The sequence below is a fragment of the Arthrobacter sp. AOP36-C1-22 genome (assembly GCF_052377515.1).
In the GTDB taxonomy this organism is placed as follows: domain Bacteria; phylum Actinomycetota; class Actinomycetes; order Actinomycetales; family Micrococcaceae; genus Arthrobacter_H.
In genome coordinates this window covers 94,596-112,657 of the sequence record NZ_JBQSWW010000005.1, presented here as the reverse complement: position 1 = coordinate 112,657, position 18,062 = coordinate 94,596, and the positions used below count along the sequence as shown (strand labels likewise).

At 67.5% G+C, this 18,062-nt stretch carries 17 protein-coding genes; 6 read left to right on the top strand and 11 right to left on the bottom strand.

Annotation, left to right across the window (positions count from 1 at the left end):
• The first annotated feature begins 28 nt into the window (after positions 1 to 28).
• The 5 genes from dxs to ACT3S6_RS04795 all read left to right on the top strand — a co-directional run bounded on the left by dxs (position 29) and on the right by ACT3S6_RS04795 (position 5,048).
• Positions 29 to 1,996: a 1-deoxy-D-xylulose-5-phosphate synthase gene (dxs, locus tag ACT3S6_RS04815; RefSeq protein ID WP_443346163.1), complete on the top strand. Its 1,968-nt coding sequence runs from the start codon at positions 29 to 31 to the stop codon at positions 1,994 to 1,996.
• A complete protein-coding gene (locus ACT3S6_RS04810; RefSeq protein WP_443383500.1) occupies positions 1,993 to 2,580 on the top strand; it encodes a DUF402 domain-containing protein in 588 nt (195 codons plus the stop codon). Before dxs ends, ACT3S6_RS04810 begins: the two co-directional genes overlap by 4 nt.
• Before the next feature lie 76 nt (positions 2,581 to 2,656).
• A complete protein-coding gene (locus ACT3S6_RS04805) occupies positions 2,657 to 3,229 on the top strand; it encodes a hypothetical protein (RefSeq protein WP_444554017.1) in 573 nt (190 codons plus the stop codon).
• Between the two features lie 95 nt (positions 3,230 to 3,324).
• Positions 3,325 to 4,299 (top strand): aldo/keto reductase, encoded by a 975-nt coding sequence (locus ACT3S6_RS04800; protein ID WP_444554054.1) that lies wholly within the window; start codon positions 3,325 to 3,327, stop codon positions 4,297 to 4,299.
• An 11-nt stretch (positions 4,300 to 4,310) separates the two neighbouring features.
• Positions 4,311 to 5,048, top strand: a complete 738-nt coding sequence (locus ACT3S6_RS04795; protein WP_444554016.1) for a hypothetical protein — start codon at positions 4,311 to 4,313, stop codon at positions 5,046 to 5,048.
• 19 nt (positions 5,049 to 5,067) lie between these two features.
• Here ACT3S6_RS04795 and ACT3S6_RS04790 read toward each other — a convergent pair whose 3' ends face one another.
• From ACT3S6_RS04790 to ACT3S6_RS04765, 6 genes are all read right to left on the bottom strand, one after another.
• Positions 5,068 to 5,496: a Rieske (2Fe-2S) protein gene (locus ACT3S6_RS04790; RefSeq protein WP_444554015.1), complete on the bottom strand. Its 429-nt coding sequence runs from the start codon at positions 5,494 to 5,496 to the stop codon at positions 5,068 to 5,070.
• A 51-nt stretch (positions 5,497 to 5,547) separates the two neighbouring features.
• On the bottom strand, positions 5,548 to 5,994 hold the full coding sequence (locus ACT3S6_RS04785) for a Rieske (2Fe-2S) protein (RefSeq protein ID WP_444554014.1): 447 nt from the start codon (positions 5,992 to 5,994) through the stop codon (positions 5,548 to 5,550).
• Between the two features lie 89 nt (positions 5,995 to 6,083).
• Positions 6,084 to 8,213: a 3-hydroxyacyl-CoA dehydrogenase NAD-binding domain-containing protein gene (locus tag ACT3S6_RS04780; protein ID WP_444554013.1), complete on the bottom strand. Its 2,130-nt coding sequence runs from the start codon at positions 8,211 to 8,213 to the stop codon at positions 6,084 to 6,086.
• A 3-nt stretch (positions 8,214 to 8,216) separates the two neighbouring features.
• Positions 8,217 to 9,458 carry a thiolase family protein gene (locus tag ACT3S6_RS04775; RefSeq protein ID WP_444554012.1) on the bottom strand — a complete coding sequence of 414 codons (1,242 nt, stop codon included), beginning with the start codon at positions 9,456 to 9,458 and terminating at the stop codon, positions 8,217 to 8,219.
• Positions 9,459 to 9,594: 136 nt separating this feature from the next.
• Positions 9,595 to 10,887 carry an HRDC domain-containing protein gene (locus ACT3S6_RS04770; RefSeq protein WP_444554011.1) on the bottom strand — a complete coding sequence of 431 codons (1,293 nt, stop codon included), beginning with the start codon at positions 10,885 to 10,887 and terminating at the stop codon, positions 9,595 to 9,597.
• A 22-nt stretch (positions 10,888 to 10,909) separates the two neighbouring features.
• On the bottom strand, positions 10,910 to 11,518 hold the full coding sequence (locus ACT3S6_RS04765) for a DUF3000 domain-containing protein (RefSeq protein ID WP_444554053.1): 609 nt from the start codon (positions 11,516 to 11,518) through the stop codon (positions 10,910 to 10,912).
• 239 nt (positions 11,519 to 11,757) lie between these two features.
• On the opposite strand from ACT3S6_RS04765, the gene ACT3S6_RS04760 reads away from it, so the two are divergent.
• On the top strand, positions 11,758 to 13,251 hold the full coding sequence (locus tag ACT3S6_RS04760) for an L-lactate permease (RefSeq protein WP_444554010.1): 1,494 nt from the start codon (positions 11,758 to 11,760) through the stop codon (positions 13,249 to 13,251).
• Here the strand turns inward: ACT3S6_RS04760 and ACT3S6_RS04755 are convergent.
• The 5 genes from ACT3S6_RS04755 to msrB form a co-directional block, all read right to left on the bottom strand.
• The gene (locus tag ACT3S6_RS04755; RefSeq protein ID WP_444554009.1) at positions 13,159 to 14,253 is read right to left on the bottom strand and encodes a DUF817 domain-containing protein; all 1,095 of its coding nucleotides are present in this window, start codon (positions 14,251 to 14,253) and stop codon (positions 13,159 to 13,161) included. The genes ACT3S6_RS04760 and ACT3S6_RS04755 overlap by 93 nt on opposite strands.
• Entirely contained in the window at positions 14,141 to 15,172 is a 1,032-nt protein-coding gene (locus ACT3S6_RS04750; protein WP_444554052.1) for a threonine aldolase family protein, read from the bottom strand. Before ACT3S6_RS04750 ends, ACT3S6_RS04755 begins: the two co-directional genes overlap by 113 nt.
• 63 nt (positions 15,173 to 15,235) lie before the next feature.
• Positions 15,236 to 15,967, bottom strand: a complete 732-nt coding sequence (locus ACT3S6_RS04745) for an SDR family NAD(P)-dependent oxidoreductase (RefSeq protein ID WP_444554008.1) — start codon at positions 15,965 to 15,967, stop codon at positions 15,236 to 15,238.
• 9 nt (positions 15,968 to 15,976) lie between these two features.
• Positions 15,977 to 17,368 (bottom strand): DUF6421 family protein, encoded by a 1,392-nt coding sequence (locus ACT3S6_RS04740; RefSeq protein WP_444554007.1) that lies wholly within the window; start codon positions 17,366 to 17,368, stop codon positions 15,977 to 15,979.
• A gap of 190 nt (positions 17,369 to 17,558) precedes the next feature.
• Entirely contained in the window at positions 17,559 to 17,993 is a 435-nt protein-coding gene (gene msrB / locus ACT3S6_RS04735; RefSeq protein ID WP_444554006.1) for a peptide-methionine (R)-S-oxide reductase MsrB, read from the bottom strand.
• Between the last annotated feature and the right edge of the window lie 69 nt (positions 17,994 to 18,062).

Genomic DNA, 18,062 nt, shown 5'->3' with positions numbered 1-18,062 from the left:
GTTTCCGGCTGCGAAAGGACGAACCGGCATGGGATTGCTCGAGACCATCCATGAGCCGCGCGATTTGCGTGGTCTGGGTGCGCAACAGCTTCAGCAATTGGCGGAGGAGATCCGGGCCTTCCTGATTGCCAACGTCTCCCGTACCGGAGGACATCTGGGCCCGAATCTGGGGGTCGTGGAGCTCACGTTGGGGATCCACCGGGTCTTCGATTCCCCGCGTGATTCCATCGTTTTCGATACAGGACACCAGTCCTACGTTCATAAGCTGCTGACCGGGCGGCAGGACTTCTCCACGCTGCGCCAACAGGACGGGCTCGCCGGCTACCCCGAACGCTCCGAATCGGTCCACGACATCGTCGAGTCCTCGCATGCCTCCAGTTCGCTATCCTGGGCCGAGGGCATCTCCCGGGCCCGGAAGCTTTCCGGGGAAGGGGACCGCTACGTCGTCGCCGTCGTCGGGGACGGAGCCCTGACCGGCGGCATGGCCTGGGAGGCCGTGAACAACATCGCCGCCGATAAGGATCGCCGGGTCGTGATCGTGGTCAACGATAATGGCCGGTCCTACGCCCCCACCGTCGGCGGTCTGGCCGACCAGTTGGGCGCCCTGCGCCAACGCACCCTGGATAAGGTCAGGACCCACCCCGTCTACGAAGACACCCTGAACTGGTGGAAGGACCGACTTCAGCAAGGCGGCGCCGTGAGCCGTTTTGCCTATAAGTCGCTGCACGCCACCAAGAAGGGCATGAAGGACTGGTGGGCCCCGCAGGGGCTGTTCGAGGATCTGGGCATGAAGTACATCGGCCCGATCGACGGGCACAACCAGGAGGCCGTGGAAGAGGCCCTGCAGCAGGCTCGGCAGTACGAGGGCCCGGTGATCGTGCATACGCTCACCGAGAAGGGGCGTGGCTACGGTCCCGCCCTGGCCGACCCGAACGACCAGATGCATTCGGTGGGCGTGATCGACCCCGAAACCGGCGAACCCGTCTCCCGGCCCGGAGCCCAGTCCTGGACCTCGGTCTTCGGCGAAGAGATTGCCGAGATCGCCGACGAACGCCGAGACATCGTCGCCGTCACCGGAGCCATGCTCATCCCGGTCGGGCTGTCCACGATGGCCGCCCGCCACCCGGAACGGGTCATCGACGTCGGTATCGCCGAGCAGCATGCGTTGACCAGCGCCGCCGGCATGGCCTTCGGTGGCCTGCACCCGGTGGTGGCGCTCTACGCGACGTTCCTGAACCGGGCGTTCGACCAGCTGCTCATGGACGTCGCCCTGCACCGTGCCGGAGTAACCGTGGTGTTGGACCGGGCCGGGGTCACCGGCCCCGACGGGCCGAGCCACCACGGGATGTGGGATATGTCGTTGCTGCAGTCGGTCCCCGGGCTCTCCCTGGCGGCACCGCGCGACGCCACCCGGTTGCGTGAGGAACTGCGCGAAGCCGTAGCCATCAACGATGCCCCCACCGTCCTGCGCTTCTCCAAGGGCAGTGTCGGTCAGGAACTGGAAGCCATTGAACGTCTCGACGACGGCGTGGACGTGCTGGCGCGGCACGGCGAAGGAGAGCGGGATGTCCTCATCGTCGCTGTCGGTTCCATGGCCGGATTGAGCCTGGAGGTCGCAGAACGGCTCGAGGCCCAGGGGGTGAGTTCCACGGTGGTGGATCCGCGTTGGGTCCTTCCGGTCGCCCGATCCATCATCTCCTTGGCGGCGCGCCACCGGATCGTGGTCTGCATCGAGGACGGCGTGAAGGCCGGCGCCGTCGGCTCGCGGATCCGCCAGGAAATGCGTGCCGCAGGTGTCGATACGGCACTGAACGAAGTGGGCCTGCCGACGCAGTTCCTCAAACACGGTTCTCGGAACCAGATCCTGGAGCGGGTTGGCCTGACCGCCAACCAGATCACCCAGGACACCCTGGCCCAGGTGCTGGGAACCAAGGTCCCCTTCGCCCGGCCGCTACCCGGCCAGGACGCCCCCACCGGCCAGATACCCCGCCTATGAGCCGGCTAGAATCGTTGGCTGCAGCCCCCGGTGACATTTCCGTAGGTGACGTGGTGATCGCCCGGGCGTGGAAACATGATGGCTGGCCGCATTGGGTCGTCCCCGGCAGGTACCTGGGGGCCGACGAACACGGGCACTGGGTCATCCAACCGGCAGGTTCGCTGGTGGCCCGACCCGGCGCTGCCTTCGCCGCGGAGTCGGATGCCATTTGCCTGTTTCCCCACGCAGCCGATTGGGTCGCCACGTTTTACGACGATTCCCATCCCGGTCACTTCCGGCTCTATATCGATGTCTCCCGGAATCTGGGCTGGCAAGCGCTGAAGCCCTCCGGGTGGGAGTTCAACTCCGTTGATATGGACTTGGACGTGGTCCGTTCCACGCGCCGGGGCATCTACCTCGACGACGAGGACGAATTCGAGGAGCACGCCCTGTCCATGGGCTACCCCGAAGAACTGGCAGAGCGGATGCGTGCCGCCGCCCAGGAGTTGCTGGTGGGCGTGAAAACCCTGAAGGAACCGTTCGGGGTGTGCGCCGACGCCTGGTTCGAGCGCGGACACCGGCTGCTGGCACAGGCAGTAGGCTAGATGCGTCGACGCGCCGCCACCGAAGCGGGGGCGCCGAACCACAGCATGAGCACAGGCCCGAACCGAGGAGAATCGCATGCCGATCCAGCGCACCTACCGCCGCGACGACGACGGGGTCCTGCAATTCCGTGAGGCCTGGTTCGAGCAGGGCGAGGGCGAGGAAGCCGGCCAGTTCGTGATCAACCACGGCACCGTCGGAAATTTGTCCACCACCAAGGAAGCCGTCGACGTCGATGCCGAACGGGGGGCGGGTTTGATGGAGGCCTTCGCCGACCAATGCGCCACGGACGGGTTTGCCGAACTGACCGGGGCCGACCAATCGTGGGTGATTGCCCAATATGCGTTGAAGACCACCGAAGGAACCCAGCGCGACGAATACTTGCGCGATAAGGCGATGGAAGCGCTGCGCGGCCATCTGGCCTGGCGCGGTCTGGGCACGGTGGAGTCGAGCGACTTTGCCCCCCGTAAACTCAATATCCGCATCCTCTCCCCGGAGCCAGGCAAGGCGGTCACCGCGATCACCACGTGCATTCGGCAGGCCAAACTCGACTTCACCAAACTTTCCATCGGTGTGGCACCCCACGACGCCCCCGAGGCGGCCAAACAGAAGTATCCGATGCCGCCCAAGACTCCGTTCTCCGTGGCCTGATCCGTTCCCGTCCAGCCCCTCCTTCCGAAAGGACGCATCCCATGAGCTCCTCCAGCAATTCGACCCGCGCCGCCACCGCCCAGCCACACCCCGAGATGGAATACCGTCGGCTGGGCCGCTCGGGGCTGAGTGTCTCCGTCGTGGGCCTGGGGTGCAACAACCTCGGCCGCAGCGGCACCGCCACCGAATCGCAGGAGGGCACCAACGCGATCGTGCACGCGGCCCTGGACTCCGGCATCACCCTGTTCGACACCGCCGACACCTATGGGCGCGAACCAGGACTGGCGGAGACCCGCCTGGGCAAGGCCCTGGGCACGCGGCGGGACGAGGTCGTGGTGGCCACGAAATTCGGCATGGACGCCGGGGGAGCCAACGGCCGGGACTTCGGGGCCCGAGGGTCCCGCAAGTACATCATGCAGTCCGTGGAGACGTCCCTGGGCCGGCTGGGGACCGATTACATCGACCTCTACCAGTTCCACACCCCCGACGACCTGACCCCCATCGATGAGACGCTGGCCGCCCTCGATGACCTCGTGGCCTCCGGCAAGGTCCGCTACATCGGGCATTCGAACCGGGCCGGCTGGCAGATCGCCGATGCCGAATTCACCGCCCGCAGTGGAGGCTACACCCGGTTCATCTCAAGCCAGAACCACTACAACCTGCTCGACCGCCGGGCCGAACTCGAAGTTCTCCCGGCCTCGAATGCCTACGGGTTGGGCGTGCTGCCCTACTTCCCGCTGGCCAATGGCTTGCTGACCGGCAAATACACGTCACGGCAGGCGCCCGGCGGCAGCCGGCTGAGCCACTCGCGGCAGAACCTGCTGGACAAGGTCGACTTCGACCAGTTGTCCGAACTGTCCGATTTCGCCTCGGCACGGGAACTGACACCGGTGCAGGTGGCCTTCTCCTGGTTGGCGGCCCAGGACCCGGTGTCCAGCGTCATCGCCGGAGCCACCCGGGTGGAGCAGATCCACCAGAATGCCGCCGCCGCCCAGTGGAAGCCCGACGCCGAGGACCTGGCGGAACTGGACCGGATCTTTCCTCGTGAACCGAAAGTCGCCCTCTTCTAGGAAGGGACCTCATGGCCGAACCCGTGGAGGACCTGAACACGCTGCCGGACTTCGAACGCTGGGAAACGTTCTGGGTGGGTGGCCAACGTGTTGGTGCCCTGCACCGCATCTGGCAATATTCGGTGCTGTTGACCCGCATCGCCATCGAGGACGAATCGGGGGACTACCTGGCCGAGTCACGCATCCGCTTCGTGCCTGGACCCGACTGGGATCTGAGTTGGTTCCATTCCAGCGGCATGGACCAACCGGTCCTGCTGCATAATCCGGCCAACTGGACCCACACCGGCAGCCTGCCCGTCGTCAGCGCCGAATCGTTGATCACCCCTGATGGGCGCGAACTCCCCACGGGGGTGAGCCGGCAGGCCCCGGCGGGAACGGTCCCGGGCTACGGGGAATTCCTCGTGGTGCGCAACCTGGTGGGTCGCGGACGGGCCGAAGCGGCCTGGAGCAGCATCCGCGACGACGACGGACAGGTCCAGCAGACCCGCCTGGTGGCGGTCGAGGATCCCCGCCCCCCTGCCTACGTGGCCCCGTCCCTCGACGGGGGACCGGTGCTGCGCTTCGACCGTTTCGACGACGACCAGCGCGGGGCCAGCCATTGGGTCGTCGACGGGGAGATCCTGGCCAGCGAATGGGCCGGGGCGTATTCCGTGCGCGTCGGAGACGACGCCGGCTCAGCGGCCTGGGAAACCATTGCCGGGCTGCAGGATTCAACGGCCCGCTTCCTGCTCCACGGAGCCCGCCCCTGATCCCGGGACGCGGGACCGCCTAGAGGTAGATCAGGACGTCCTTGCCCTTGATCTCCGCGGCAAAACGCGCCAGGGGCTTCGACGCCGGCCCGACCACGGCCGAGCCGTCTTCATGGGAGAACTCGGAACCGTGGCACGGACATTTGAAATCCTTCTTGGTCACACCCACCGTGCAGCCCTGATGGGTGCAGACCGCCGTATACGCCAGGACGGTGTCCTCGTCCTGGCGCCAGAGCAGGTAGGTGTCACCGTCAACGGCCACCGAGGCGCTCTGGCCCACCGCCAATTCGTCGGTGGTGGTTGCCTTCGTGGCCTCGCCGCTGGGTTCGGGGATCTCATCGACCGAGGATCCGCTACCGCAGGCCGCCAACGCCGCCCCGGCCCCCAGGACCAATGATCCGCCCAGAACGGCCCGTCGTCCCGTGGTGTGTGCTGTGAAGTGTTCCATGCTGCCATTGTGGCATCCCGGGGGGAACCAGCGTGGAACACCACGGGGGGCTCAGGGGTAGAGCAGGATCTGCCCATCGGCGATTTCCGCCGCGAAGCGGGTCAGGGCCTCACGGGCGGGGCCACCGGTGGCCGTGCCGTCGGCGGGGTCGAAATGCGATTCGTGGCAGGGGCAGATGAAGTCCTCCTCGCCCGGGCCCACCCGGCAGCCCGCATGCGTGCAGACGGCCGTATAGGCCAGGACCGTTTCCTCGTCCTTGCGGTAGAGCAGGTACGTCTCGCCGGTGGCCTCGGCGTCGACGTTGACCATGGACCCCACGGGGAGATCGGCCACGGGGGCGACGGTCAAGGGGTTCCCGGCCGGTTCCGGCACGGGCTGGGAAGTGTTCTGCGGCGCCGCGGAGGAACCATCGCCGCAGGCGGCGAGCGTCGTGCCCGCGCCGAGGGCGAGCGTGGAACCCAGAACCAGACGGCGGCACGGTTGTGCTGAGGTGTTCATGCCCTGATCCTTTCATGACCGCGCATGACGGCGATGCCCCGTCAGCGGGGCATCGCCGTCATGTCGGACAACTCACAGGATCCGGTGGGTCACTCCGCGTGGAAGCGGGCCCCCCGGATGCGTTCGGAGGCACCGACGCGGTCCAGGTACGGCGTGATGCCGCCCAGGTGCATCGGCCATCCGGCGCCGAGGATCATGCACAGGTCGATGTCCTCGGGACCGGCGACGACCCCCTCGTCGAGCATGAGGCCGATCTCTTCGGCCAGGGCCTCCTGGGTGCGGACCAGCAACTCCTCGGACGTGCTCGGCGTCGAACCGAAGCTGAGCAGCTCGAGGGTGGAGTCCGGGATGGACCGGGTGCCGTCGTCGTGCTGGACCCAGAGGGACTTCACGCCGTGGTCGATCAGTGCCTGCTGGTTCGCCGAGACTCGGAAACGGTCGCCGAAGGCCTCATGGAGGGATTCCGTGACGTGCTGGGCGACCGGGACCCCGACCATGGCCAGGAGCGTGAACGGGCTCATCGGCAGACCCATCGGGCGCAACGCGTTGTCGGCGATCTCGGCGGGGGTGCCGTCGTCGAAGGCGTTGGACACCTCGCCCATCAGGCGCAGCAGGACACGGTTGACCACGAAGGCCGCCGCATCCTTGACCAGGACCGCCGTCTTGCGCAGGTCCTTGGCCACGGCGAAGGCGGTGGCCAGGATGGCGTCGTCCGTCTTGGGGGCCCGCACGATCTCGATGAGCGGCATGGCGGCCACCGGGTTGAAGAAGTGGAAACCGACCACCCGCTCGGGGTGTAACAGATCGGCGGCCATCTCGGTGACCGACAAGGAGGAGGTGTTGGTGGCCAGGATGCATTCGGGGGAGACCACGGCCTCCACCTCGGCGAAGACCTGCTTCTTGACCTGGAGTTCCTCGAAGACGGCCTCGATGACCAGATCGGCGTCGGCGAAGGACTCCTTGGAGACCGAACCGGTGACCAGCGCCTTCGTGCGGTTGGCCGCGTCCGCGGAGATCCGCTTCTTGGCCAGCAGCTTATCGACCTCGCCATGGATGTAGGACAGGCCCTTGTCCACCCGGCCCTGATCGATATCGGTGATGACCACCGGGACCTTCAACAACCTGGCGAAGAGCAGGGCGAACTGTCCGGCCATCAGCCCGGCCCCGACGACACCGATCTTGGTGACCGGGCGGGCGAGCTTGCGGTCCGGGGCCCCGGCCGGGCGCTTGGCCCGCTTCTGCACCAGATCCAGGAAGGAGTAGACGGTGTCGTGGAATTGCGGGGTCTGCATCAGTTCGACCAGGGCGGCGCATTCGAGCCGCGCCGATTCCCCCTGGCTGATCGTCTTGCCGGCCTCGAACACATCCAGGACCTTGCCCGGGGCCGGAGCGGCGCCGGCGGTCTTCGCCTCGACGAAGGCCCGGCCCTTGGCGACGGCGGCATCCCACCGTTCGGCCACAGCCGGATCGGCGGCCGGATCCACGGCGTTCGGCCGGGCCACCTCGGCCCCCGACAGGACGGTATCCGCCCAAGCCAGGGACTGCTCGAGGAAGTCGGCGGGTTCGAACAGGGCATCGGCGATGCCCAGCTTGTAGGCGGCCGGGCCGGCCAACGAGCGGTTGTTGTTCAACGGGTTCTCGATCATCACCGTCGTGGCGGCTTCGGGGCCGATCAGGCGCGGCAGGCGGTAGACGCCGCCCCATCCGGGGACCAGGCCGATGAACGCCTCCGGGAGACCGAGGCCGTTGGCCCCGGAGGAGACGGTGCGGTAGTTCGCGGCCAGCGCGACCTCCAGCCCTCCGCCGAGGGCAACGCCGTTGATGAACGCGAAGGTGGGGACCCCGAGATCGGCCAGCAGATCGTAGGCGGCATGACCGAGATCGGCCATCAGTGCCCCGCTGGCGGATTTCTTCAGCGTCTTCACCGTCGTCAGGTCCGCCCCGGCGACGAGGAAGTGGGGTTTTCCGGTGACGGCCAGGGCCTGGATCTGCCCGGCAGCCGCCCTCTCGTGCTGGCGGTTGAGTTCCCGCCCGAATTCGATGAGGGTTCCCGGGCCCAGGGTGGTCGGCTTGCTGTGGTCCAGCCCGTTGTCCAGGGTCAGCAACGCCAGCGTCGCCCCGGAGGCCAGCGTGACGTCGGAAACCAGGGTGTGGGTGATGATTTCGTCGGGGACCTGCTCGGCGAGTGCCTCGAAGCGGTCAAAATCCTTGGTGGCCATGTCTCAGGCGTCCTTCCCGTAGTCGGCGTGGTGGGGGTTTTCCCAGATGACGGTGCCGCCCATGCCCAGGCCGACGCACATGGTGGTCAGGCCGTAGCGCACGGAGGGGTCGGCTTCGAACTGCCGGGCGAGCTGGTTCATCAGCCGCACGCCCGAGGAGGCCAACGGGTGCCCGACGGCGATGGCCCCACCATAGCGGTTCACCCGCGGGTCGTCGTCGGCGATCTCGTAGTGGTCCAGGAACGACAGGACCTGCACGGCGAAGGCCTCGTTGATCTCGAAGAGCCCGATGTCCTCGATGGTCAGGCCGGCCTGGGCCAGGGCCTTCTGGGTGGCGGGGACCGGGCCGATGCCCATGACCTGTGGTTCGACGCCGGCGAAGGCGTAGCCGACCAGGCGCATCTTCGGGGCCAGCCCGAGCTCCTCGGCCGTCTCGGAGGAGGTCAGTAGGGCCGCGGTGGCGCCGTCGTTCAGTCCGGCGGCATTGCCGGCGGTGACATGGCCGTGGGCGCGGAAGGGGGTGCGCAGGGACTCCAGGTCCTCGAGCGTGGTCCCGGGCCGGGGCGGTTCGTCGGTGGTGTTGAGGGCCCATCCCTCACCCGGGCGGCGCGCCGCGACGGGAACCAGGTCGGGCTGGATGTCGCCGGCCTCATAGGCGGCGGCCAGCTTCTTCTGGCTGGCCAGGGCGTAACGGTCGGCCCGTTCCTTGGTGATGGCCGGGAAACGGTCGTGCAGGTTCTCGGCGGTGTTGCCCATGTTCAGGGCCGCCGGGTCCACGAGGCGTTCGGAGACAAAGCGCGGGTTCGGATCGGCATCGGCGCCCATGGGGTGGTTGCCCATGTGCTCGACACCGCCGGCCACGACGACGTCGTAGGCGCCGAAGGCGATGGAGGAGGCGGTGGTGGTCACCGCGGTCATCGCTCCGGCACACATCCGGTCGATGGCGAAGCCTGGAACGGACTGGGGCAGTCCGGCCAGCAAGGCCGCCGTACGGCCGATGGTCAGGCCCTGGTCACCGGTCTGGGTGGTCGCGGCGATGGCGACCTCGTCGATGCGCTCCGCCGGGACCTCGGGGTTGCGGCGCAGCAGATCGCGGATGCACTTGACCACCAGGTCATCGGCGCGGGTGCCGTGGTAGATGCCCTTGTCTCCGGCCTTGCCGAAGGGGGTGCGGACGCCGTCGACGAACACGACGTCGCGGACCTGCCGGTTGCGCGGCAGCGCGCGTGCGGATGTTGGGCTCACTGGGGGTGACTCCTTGCGTGGAATGAATGTGATCCAGTCCATATGTTACCGGTGAGTAACTAGAGGCGCAAGGCGTGCGGGACCCGCCGTGTCACCGGTGGGCCGCAAGACCCCCGCAGCAGGTGGGCGGGGCCGGTCATTCGGCCTTGGAAGCGTGCTTCTTCGGCAGGGGATCGGGATCCAGGAAGGCGACGGTGATGATCGGAGCGGTTTCGTGGATCTGCCAGTCACGGGCTCCCAGTTCGGCCAGGGCGGCGGCGATGGCTTCCGGGGTGACCTCCTCCGGTGGTCGCCAGGCCAGCCGACGCAGGGTGTCGGGGGTCAGCAGGTTCTCTGTGGGCATCTCCAACTGCTCGGCCCGCCGGGCGACCCGGGGTTTGGCGGTGCCCAGGCGGCGGGCCGCGGCCTCGTCCTTATCCGGCCAGGTGCGGGCCGGCGGTGGGGCCGAGGTGGGGATGTGCATGGGTGGCAGCTCGTCGGCATGCCGGGCCGACTGCAGGCAGCGCAACCAGCGCGGGGCTTCCTTGCTGGCCGCCCGACCATGGAAACCGGGGGTCTTGAGCATCTGCGGGACGGTGGTGGGCATGGCCTTGGCCGCCGCGATCAGTGCGGCATCGGGAATGAGGCGGCCGGGGGCGACGTCGCGGTTCTCCGCCAACGACTCCCGTTCGAGCCACAGGGCCCGGACGGCAGCGAGCTGGCGACGGTCGCGCAATTGGTGCAGGCCCGAGGTCCGGCGCCACGGATCAACGCGCGGGGCCGGGGCCGGGGCGGTGCGGATGGCCTCGAATTCCTCGGCCGCGAACCCCAGCTTGCCGGATTCCTCCAGCAGCTCGGCCAGGGCGATCCGCAGCTCGTCGAGGACCTCGACATCCAGGGCGGCGTATCTGAGCCAGGAATCGGGAAGCGGGCGGGTGGACCAGTCGGCGGCGGAGTGTTCCTTGGCCAGCCGCAGGCCCAGCAGGGACTCCACGACCGGGCCGAGGCCGACGCGCGGCAGGCCGGCGAGGCGCCCGGCCAACTCGGTATCGAAGAGCGCGTCCGGGTGCATCCCGAGTTCCCCCAGGCAGGGAAGGTCCTGGGTGGCCGCATGCAGGATCCATTCCACCCCCTGCAGGGCCTCGTTCACGGGGAGTAGGTCGTTGAAGGGAACCGGGTCGATCAGCCAGGTCCCCGCGCCGCGGCGGCGGAGCTGGACCAGGAAGGCGCGTTGGCCGTAGCGGAACCCCGAGGCCCGCTCGGCGTCCACGGCCACCGGCCCGCTACCGGCCGCCAGGGCGCGGGCGGCACGGAGCAGACCGGCGTCGGTGTTGACCACGGGGGGAACTCCATCGCGGGGTTCCGTCAGCGGGGTGGGTTCGGGCGCCGGGGGCGTCGGATCCTCGAGATCGGTGGGGGCGGGGGTGCTGTCGGTGTGCGAAGTGGTCATGATGGAACCAATTCTAGTGGATTCAACTCCGGCGGCGGCGTGGAAGGGCCGTCACGCCCTCCGGCAGGGGTGGCAAACCGGCGAAGGTGCACACCATATCGCTCCAGGCCTCCAGATGGGACCGGAGCTCGGCACCCTGCGGGGTCCAGGAGGCCCGCAACTCGATGTCGATGGTTTCGGGCCGCTCCTGCAGACTGCCGAAGCTCTGCGAGAGCATCCGGGTGGCGGTTCCCCCGGCCTCGGCATAATCGGCGTCGTTCTCGTGCAGGGCATCGAGCAACCAGGTCCAGGCCACGGAACCGAGCATCTGGTCGTTGCCCATCTCGGCGTCGAGCTGGGCCCGGATGTAGGTGACGATGCGGAAGGTGCCGTTCCAGAGGTCGGAGCCATCGGGATCGTGCAGCAGGATGAATCGTCCCGTCGCCAATTCATTGTCCTCATCGGCACTGCGGGACTCAGTCAGTGCGGTCGCCGCGGGGCCGTGGGGGGACCCATGGACCCGCGGTGGGGAGTCCAGGACCTCGGCGGAAAGAGCCACCGCGAACGGAGCCAGCCGTGCGGGGGCCGGGATTTCGGCCAAGTGCATTTCGGCACGGCAATCGGCCTGACGGAGTCCGGAGAGCGCCGTCATGAAGTCTGGGGGAACCTGTGCCAGGTCGCCAAGAGCGGTCACGGAACCGAGTCTAGGGTCATCGGTCCGGGGGGCCCGGAAGGCTCGCCGTTGTCCTGCGGGGCGGAGCCCGCCGCTGGGGGAGGACCCCGTGGCACAGCGGTGCACCGTGCCGGTTCGGGCCCGGTGGACTACGGTCGTTCGGGGCGTGCTGTTCGCCGCCACGCGCCATGGACGATCAAGGAACCGGGAGGTGGACCATGTTGGCTGTAGCCGCTGCCGTACCGATCGTGCTCGCGGGCGTGTTGTTCTTCCTGGGCATCAGATCCACCCGGATATCCGTCTGGTCCTTGGCGGTGGGCCTGGTGGTGGCCCTGCTTTTCTTCCCGACGCCTTGGTCGGTGGTCGCCGGGTCGTTGGGCGCCTTCGCCCCGACCATCATCGAGATCCTGCTGATCCTCTATGCCGGGGTCCTGCTGAGCCGGATCATGTCCACCACGGGTGCGATGGCCTCGATTTCCGGCTGGCTACGCTCGAGTGCCCCGTCACGGCGGACCGGGACGCTGCTCGTGGTCTTCGGGATCGTCCCCTTCGCCGAATCGGTGACCGGTTTCGGCATCGGGGTCACCGTGGGCGTGCCGATCCTGCGGTTGATCGGACACACGGTGCCACGATCGACGATCTTCTCGCTGCTCGGGCTGCTCGCCGTTCCCTGGGGTGCGCTCGGCCCCGGGACCCTGCTGGCCTCCGAACTATCGGGGACCTCGCTGCTGGAGGTCGGGATCCGTTCGGCGATCATTTCCCTGCCGGTCATGCTCGGGGCGGCCTTGCTGGTGACGTTCCTGCTGCGCCATGAAGGGTCCGTGGGCCGGCTGTTCGGCGGCGCCGTGGCCAGTGCCCTGTTGCTCTGGGCGGGGATCCTCGGGGCCAACATCCTGCTGGGAACCCCCTTGGCGGGGGTGATGGGCTCGCTGGTTCCCATCGCCGGGCATCTGCTGGTGTATCGATGGCGCGGATCGCTCGTCGCTGCCGGATGGGTGGTGGCCCGGGCCGCCCTGCCCTATGCCGTCATGGCTGCCGGGTTGCTCACCACCCGGGCCGTGGTGTCGTCCCTGGGGGAGACGCAGCTGGGCCTGCGCGCGATCAGCAGCCCGGCGACCTGGCTCGTCTGCGCCTGTCTGGTTGCCCATTTCGGTCCGGGGCAGCGAAACGGTAGCGGGGGGCCGGAAACGCGGCTGCGGCGCCGGGCGGCCTCGGCCTTCGGGACGTGGCTCCCGGTGGGCGTGGTGACCTTCTGCTTCACCGTCCTGGGTTCGGTACTGGCGTCCACCGGAATGGGCGCGGAGCTGGGAACGGCCTTGGCCGCCATGGGCGGCAGTTATCTGGTGATCGCCCCGGCAGTGAACGCCCTGGCCGGTTTCATCACCGGGTCGAACACCGCCGCCAACGCCATGCTGACCGCCACCCAGACCCAGGTGGCCACCGAACTGGGCAGTTCGGTCCTGCAGATGGTGGCAGCGACCAACGTGGCCGCCTCAATGGCAACGATGGCTGCGCCTTCACGGCTGCTGTTGGCCTATGAATTGGCCGTGGCGACCCCGGTGGGGGCCCCGACCGGCGGGGGAGCCGGGGGCGGGCCCGAGGACCCGCTGGATGCCGAATCAGCGGTCAACCGGTGGGTCCTGCCGCGGATCTTCGGTTTGTTGATCGTCGTTTCGGCGGTTCTGGGGCTGGTCACCTGGGTTCTCTTCTGACCCGGTTCCATCGCTGGCCCGCGGCTGGACCCGCCACGGTTCAGGCGGCTGCGGAGGGTAGACCCAGGCGACCAGCACCACCGAGATGATCATGAGCAGCAACCAGGAGCCGAGTTTGCTGATCGAGACGAATTGCCAGCCGTCGAGTTGGTCGGGATAGGCCCAGGCATTGGACCAGGTGGCGATGTTTTCGGCGAACCAGATGAACAGGGCCACCAGCACGAAGGCGAGCACCAGCGGCATCCGCAACCGCACCCGGAAGATCCGGAAATGCATCCAGCTGCGACCGAAGACCACGGCCACCGCCCCCATCAGCACCCAGCGCAGATCGACGATGTAGTGGTGGGTGAAGAAGTTCAGGTAGATGGCGGCGGCCAGCACGGCGGTGGCCCAGCGGCGGGGATAGCGATCGAAGCGCAGATCGAAGAGCCGGAAGACCCGGACCATGTAGGAGCCGACCGCCGCGTACATGAAGCCGCTGTACAGCGGGACGTGGCCCAGATGGAGCAGTCCCTCGCCCGAATAGATCCACGACCCGACACCGGTCTTGAACAATTCCATGCCGGTGCCCACCACATGGAACAACACGATGACCCGCAGCTCGCGCAGCGTCTCCAGACGGAAGACGACCATGAGCACTTGGATGAGGACCGCGGCGAGGGTGACCGCATCATTGCGGGCCAGGGCCACGTCCTGGGGGTACCAGAGCCGGGTGGCCAACAAGACCACCAGCATGGCCGCCCCGAAGACGCAGGCCCACGCCTGTTTGGACGTGAAGACCGCGAATTCGATCAGGACCCTGGCCGTCCTGCTGTCGGGGAAGCGGCCGATGAGGCGATGGGCCAGGGACTCGAGGCGCTGCTCGAGCGTGGTGGAGCGGGCGTTGGCGCTAGCCAGCAGCGACCTCCGTGCGGATGGCCGCGGCGAAGCGGTCGACGTCCTCCTCGGTGGTGTCGAAGCCGCACATCCACCGGACCTCGCCGGTGGCTTCGTCCCAGTCATAGAAGCGGAAGTCCTCGCGCACCCGGTCGGCCGCTGCGGGGGGCAGCTTCGCGAACACGGCGTTGGACTCCGTGGGCTGGGTGATTTCCAATCCGTCGATGTCCTCCACCGCGGCCCGGAGCCGCTGGGCCATCGCATTGGCGTGGGACGCCGAGCGCTGCCAGAGGTCACCGCCGTACAGGGCGATGAGCTGGGCGGAGATGAAGCGCATCTTCGATCCGAGCTGCATGTTCATCTTCCGCAGGTATTTCAGCCCGGTGGCGGCCTCCGGATCCAGTACGACGATCGCTTCGCCGTACATCATCCCGTTCTTGGTGCCCCCCATGCTCAACACATCGATCCCCGCATCGCGGGTGAACGCCCGCAGGGGCACGTCCAATGCCGCCGCGGCGTTGGAGAGGCGGGCCCCATCCATATGGACCTTCATGCCTAATTCGTGGGCATGGGAGGTGATCGCCTTCAGTTCCTTGATCGTGTACAGCGTGCCCAGTTCAGTGGACTGCGTCAGGGAGACCGCCAACGGCTGGGCGCGGTGTTCGTCGCCCCAGCCCCAGGCCTCCCGGTCGATCAGCTCGGGGGTCAGTTTGCCGTCCGGGGTCGGCACGGTCAGCAGCTTCATCCCGCCGGCGCGTTCGGGGGCACCATTCTCGTCGACATGGATATGCGCCGTATCGGCGCAGACCACGGCACCCCACCGGGGCAGCAACGATTGCAGTGCGGTCACATTGGCCCCGGTTCCGTTGAACATCGGGAAGGCTTCGGTGGCCGGCCCGAAATGGGACAGGATGACGTGCCCGAGCCGCTCGGTGTATTCATCTTCGCCGTAGGCGATCTGGTGGCCGCCGTTGGCGGCGATCAAGGCCTCGATGATCTCTGGATGGACCCCCGAGTAGTTATCCGATGCGAAGCCGCGGACCATGGTGTCGTGCAGGGATGTGCTCACGTTTATCCTCAGAAGTTGCTGGTGGGAAGTCGTCCCAGTCTATGCCTGCGGCACCAGGGACAAACGGGTGCCGTTCAAGGTCCCGGCATCGGCGTCGAACAGTCCGGCGACCGCACTGCCGAAATCGGCGACGTCGGTGAACCCGGTGAATTCCTTCTCGGGTTCGGCCTCGCGGGCCGCGGCGTCGACGAAGGCCTTGATGACCAGAACGACGGCGGCGGAACGCTGGGGGACGGGATCCTGCTTATGGCCGGACTGGGCGGCCCGCAGGCCCCCGGCGGTGGCCATGGTCCACGCTTCGGCCGCGGCCTTGACGCTGATGTAGTTCGCTCCCGACGCGCTGGGGCGCTGGACCGCAGTGGAAGAGACCACGGCGAGCCGTCCGACGGGGGAGTCGGCGATGTCCTGGTAGAAGGCCCGGGAGGTGTTGCGCAGGGTGGTGACGACGTTGCGGTGCAGGAAGTCGTAGTCTTCATCCGATTGTCCGGCCAGTCCCTTGCCTCCCCGCCAACCGCCGACCAGGTGGATGAGCCCGTCGATGGCTCCGACCTCGGCGTGGATCCGTTCTGCCAGCGCCGTGGTGGCGGCGTAGTCGCCCAGATCGGTGGCGTAGCGCTCCGAGACGAACCCCAGGCGTTCTTCCAACCGGGCCGCGTTGGTCCCGACGGCCAGGACCCGGGCCCCGGAATCATGCAGTGCCCGGGCGGCGGCCACCCCCGAGGAGGACGTGGCGCCGGCAATGAGGACGGTGGGTATATGCGGTGTGCTCATCTGGCTAGTCTAGGCCGAGGCCGGGACGTCGCCGGCGGTGATGCCGACCGTGGATTCAATGACCGGCTTCATCTTCTTGCCCAGCGCCTCGTAGAACATCGACAGCGGGAACTCATCGTCGAGGACCTGGTTGGTCATTTCCTTCAGGGGCTCCGTCAGCGGCAGGGCTTCCTTGCCCTTCGCCCAGACCGAGGCCGGGTGCGGGGTGAGCGTGGAGGAGACCAGGTCGTAGGCAGCCAGCCAGTGGGAGATCTTCGGCCGGTCGATGGAGCGCCAGTACAGATCGTCAATGGCATCGCCCAAGGAGCTGACGACCTGGGCGATGGCGTCCCAGTCGATGGTCAGCTTGGTATCGGTCCAGTGCAGCACGTGGTGCTGGTGCATCCAGGCAAAGAGCAGCTGTCCGCCGAGCCCGTCGTAGTTGCGCACGCGGTTGCCCGTGATGGCAAAGCGGAAGATCCGGTCGAAGATCACCGTGTACTGTACTAGGCGGGCATGCCGGGCGGTCTCGGGGTCCGAGGCGGGGGAGGCGGCGATCTTGACGCATTCGCGGAAGGCGGTGAGATCGCAGCGCAGTTCCTCCAGGGAGTACAGGAAGAAGGGCATGCGCTGTTTGATCATGAAGGGATCGAAGGGCAGGTCCCCGCGCATGTGGGTGCGGTCGTGGATCATGTCCCACATGATGAAGGTTTCCTCGGTCAGCTTCTGGTCGGCCAGGAGTTCGGCGGCCTCGGCCGGCAGATCGAGATTCGTGATCTCGGCCGCGGCGGCGACGACCCGGCGGTAGCGGGCGGCTTCGCGGTCCTGGAAGATCGCGCCCCAAGTGAACGCCGGGGTCTCGCGCATGGCCACCGACTCGGGGAAGAGTACCGCGGCGTTGGTGTCGTAGCCGGGGGTGAAGTCCAGGAAGCGCAGCGGGACGAAGAGCTTATTGGAGTAGTCCCCGGCTTCCAGTTCGGCGATGAAGTCGGGCCAGATGACCTCGACCAGCACGGCTTCGACGAAACGGTTCGATGACCCGTTCTGCGTGTACATGGGGAACAGGACGAGGTGGCGCAGCCCGTCGACGCGGTCCAGCTGCGGCTGGAAGGCCTGGAGCGAGTCCAGGAAATCCGGGATACCGAAACCGCCCTCGGCCCAGGCCTTGAAGTCGGCGACCACCTGATCCAGGTATTCGTCGTCGTGCTCGAACAGGGGGCGAAGTTCCGCCACGGCATTGGTGATGGTGGTGGTCAATTCCGCAGCGCGGGCCCGATCGTCTGCTTCGGGGACCGAACCGTCCTTGACCTGCAGCTCGTGGAAGGCGGTGGCCGCCGCCTTCAGCTCAAGCCACGAGGGATGGTTGGCGAGGTCCTCGCCGTGTCCGCTGGTGGTGTCATGGGTCATGGTTGCCTGGGACATCGGTCCTGCACCTCGAATCATCTCCGGGGCCGCGCTGGGTGCGCCGGCCTGCTGCCGTGGTGGTTCCAGCCTAGGAGAGATCAAGCACTGCTGGCGTGTGGAGCGAGTGAGGCCAAGAGATACTCATGCTTGTGCGGAGGAATACCTTCCGCAGACCCAGCGCGGGGGCAGGCTGCCGTGGCAGTCGCCGCTAGGCCTGGGCGGGACGCAGGGTCAGCGACACCGAGTTGATGCAGAAGCGCTGGTCGGTGGGGATGTCCAGCCCCTCGCCCTCGAAAACGTGCCCCATATGGGAATCGCAGGAAGCGCAGCGGACCTCGATGCGTTCCATGCCCAGGGACTTGTCATGCAGATAGCGCACGGTCCCTTCGGCCAGGGGAGCGAAGAAGGAGGGCCACCCGCAATCGGAGCCGAACTTCTCCTTGCTGGTGAACAGCTCGGCCCCGCAGGCCCGGCAGGCGTAGACACCTTCGGTGGTGCTATCCCAGTACTCGCCGGTGAAGGGGCGCTCCGTCCCTGCTTGTCGAAGCACCTGGTATTCCTCGGTGCTGAGTTCTTCCTTCCACTGTTCATCGGTCTTGGTGACGGGGAAGGACTGGGCGTTCGAATCAGAAAATGTACTCACATCCGGTCCAACGCCCGGGGAGGCCCGGCCATTCCCGCGGTGGCCGGTCCGGACCTCCGGGTGAGCTGA

Bases quoted from the DNA above. Each gene is read 5' to 3' on its own strand.
- dxs (WP_443346163.1), top strand. From the start codon at position 29: ATGGGATTGCTCGAGACCATCCATGAGCCGCGCGATTTGCGTGGTCTG.
- ACT3S6_RS04810 (WP_443383500.1), top strand. From the start codon at position 1,993: ATGAGCCGGCTAGAATCGTTGGCTGCAGCCCCCGGTGACATTTCCGTA.
- ACT3S6_RS04805 (WP_444554017.1), top strand. From the start codon at position 2,657: ATGCCGATCCAGCGCACCTACCGCCGCGACGACGACGGGGTCCTGCAA.
- ACT3S6_RS04800 (WP_444554054.1), top strand. From the start codon at position 3,325: ATGGAATACCGTCGGCTGGGCCGCTCGGGGCTGAGTGTCTCCGTCGTG.
- ACT3S6_RS04795 (WP_444554016.1), top strand. From the start codon at position 4,311: ATGGCCGAACCCGTGGAGGACCTGAACACGCTGCCGGACTTCGAACGC.
- ACT3S6_RS04790 (WP_444554015.1), bottom strand. From the start codon at position 5,496: ATGGAACACTTCACAGCACACACCACGGGACGACGGGCCGTTCTGGGC.
- ACT3S6_RS04785 (WP_444554014.1), bottom strand. From the start codon at position 5,994: ATGAACACCTCAGCACAACCGTGCCGCCGTCTGGTTCTGGGTTCCACG.
- ACT3S6_RS04780 (WP_444554013.1), bottom strand. From the start codon at position 8,213: ATGGCCACCAAGGATTTTGACCGCTTCGAGGCACTCGCCGAGCAGGTC.
- ACT3S6_RS04770 (WP_444554011.1), bottom strand. From the start codon at position 10,887: ATGACCACTTCGCACACCGACAGCACCCCCGCCCCCACCGATCTCGAG.
- ACT3S6_RS04765 (WP_444554053.1), bottom strand. From the start codon at position 11,518: ATGACGGCGCTCTCCGGACTCCGTCAGGCCGATTGCCGTGCCGAAATG.
- ACT3S6_RS04760 (WP_444554010.1), top strand. From the start codon at position 11,758: ATGTTGGCTGTAGCCGCTGCCGTACCGATCGTGCTCGCGGGCGTGTTG.
- ACT3S6_RS04755 (WP_444554009.1), bottom strand. From the start codon at position 14,253: ATGACTGGGACGAAGCCACCGGCGAGGTCCGGTGGATGTGCGGCTTCG.
- ACT3S6_RS04750 (WP_444554052.1), bottom strand. From the start codon at position 15,172: ATGGTCCGCGGCTTCGCATCGGATAACTACTCGGGGGTCCATCCAGAG.
- ACT3S6_RS04745 (WP_444554008.1), bottom strand. From the start codon at position 15,967: ATGAGCACACCGCATATACCCACCGTCCTCATTGCCGGCGCCACGTCC.
- ACT3S6_RS04740 (WP_444554007.1), bottom strand. From the start codon at position 17,368: ATGTCCCAGGCAACCATGACCCATGACACCACCAGCGGACACGGCGAG.